Source organism: Endozoicomonas sp. ONNA1, assembly GCF_024606325.1.
GTDB lineage: Bacteria > Pseudomonadota > Gammaproteobacteria > Pseudomonadales > Endozoicomonadaceae > Endozoicomonas_A.
Genome location: NZ_JAHHPN010000631.1, coordinates 1 through 1,650, shown reverse-complemented (window position 1 = coordinate 1,650; position 1,650 = coordinate 1). Strand labels below are relative to the sequence as shown.

At 48.3% G+C, this 1,650-nt stretch carries 2 protein-coding genes; both read left to right on the top strand.

Translation table 11 applies throughout. The annotated features are described in order from the left end of the window. Positions 1 to 1,120, top strand: a 1,120-nt coding sequence (locus KDK19_RS14800; protein ID WP_257254272.1) for a hypothetical protein, incomplete at its 5' end; no start/stop codon positions are given. A gap of 345 nt (positions 1,121 to 1,465) precedes the next feature. Beyond that, the coding region (locus tag KDK19_RS14795; RefSeq protein WP_257292256.1) for a hypothetical protein at positions 1,466 to 1,650 on the top strand (185 nt) is incomplete at its 3' end.

Here is a 1,650-nt window from a genome sequence, read left to right as displayed (position 1 = left end):
GCAGGCAGGGAGAGGAACCTGGCCCGAAGATGACGACCATATCTATGCAAGGTTGACTAGTGCAAGACGCAGCAATAATCCGGCCATTGCTGAGCAGGCAAAGGCACTTAGGCCATTGGTTAATTTGTGCTCGGTGCAGCACCTGGTGTCACAAGTGCAGGCAGGGAGAGGAACCTGGCCCGAAGATGACAACTATATCTATGCAAGGTTGCTTAGTGCAGACATCAGCAATGATCCAGCCATTACTGACCAGGCAAAGGCACTTAGGCCATTGGTAAATTTGTACTCGGTGCAGCATCTGGTATTACAAGTGCAGGTAGGGAGAGAAGCCTGGCCTGAAGATGACAACTATATTTATGCAAGGTTGTTTAGTCTAGAAAGACGCAATGATCCAGCCATTACTGAGCAGTTAAAGTCACTTAGGGCATTGGTTGATTTGTACTCGGTGCAGCAACTGGTGTCACGAGTGAAGGCAGGAAGAGAAACCTGGCCTGAAGTTGACGACCATATCTATGGAAGGTTGTTGGGTGCAAAACGCAGCAATGATCCTGCCATTACTGAACAGGCAGAGGCACTTAGGCCATTGGTTAATTTGTACTCTTTGCAGCATCTGGTGTCACAAATGCAGGCAGGGAGAGGAACCTGGCCTGAAAGTGACAACCATATTTATGCAAGGTTGAGGAGTGCAAAACATAGCAATGATCCGGCCATTGCTGGGCAGGCAAAGGCACTTAGGCGATTGATTAATTTTTACTCTGTGCAGCATCTGGTGTCACAAATGCTGGATGGGAGAGGAACCTGGCCTGAAGATGACAGCCATATCTATGCAAGGTTGAGTAGTGCAGAACGAAGCAATGATCCGGCCATTGTTGAGCAGGCACAGGCACTTAGGCCATCGGTTAATTTGTACTCTGTGCAGCATCTGGTGACACAAGTGCTGGCAAGGAGAGCAACATGGCCTGAAGATGACAGCCATATCTATGTAAGGTTGAGGAGTGCAGAACGAAGCAATGATCCGGCCATTGTTGAGCAGGCAAAGGCACTTGGGCCATTGGTTCATTTGTACTCTGTGCAAAATCCGGTCTCACAAGTGCAGGCAGGGAGAGGAACCCGGCCCTAAGATGGGAACTATATCTGTGCAAGATTGAGTAGTGCAAAACATAGCAATCATCCGGTCATTGCTGAGCAGGCAAAGGCACTTGGGTCGTTGGTTGATAAATATACTAGTAAGTCGCGAGCCAAATGATGGCTTTGTCACCCGGGGTTTCACATCAACAATTCTCTGCTCAATATTCGTCATTACAACCCGAATCAGACGATTGAGGTGAACCACGTCGGGTCCGGGTAATCACCTTGCTCTAGCTCCGTGATCGTCACTGACTTCATCGCTTTTCTCAAACCGGGTTTTACGACAGTCATCAGGTATAAAACATCGGCGTCTCAGTGGCATGCCAGCACGTTTGCCATGGATGAAGGAATCTATGAATCACCATGTTTTGGTTCTGTGCGCATTATCCTCTCGTCTACCATCACTGCTCCTATCCGTAGAAAACAGAGGATAGAACCATTAAAAGTCTACTCTTGCAGGTATTGGTCTTTGTGCCTTTCGTTTGCCCGGTTGAGTCGCAGACTTACCGTTTTATCGTCGAG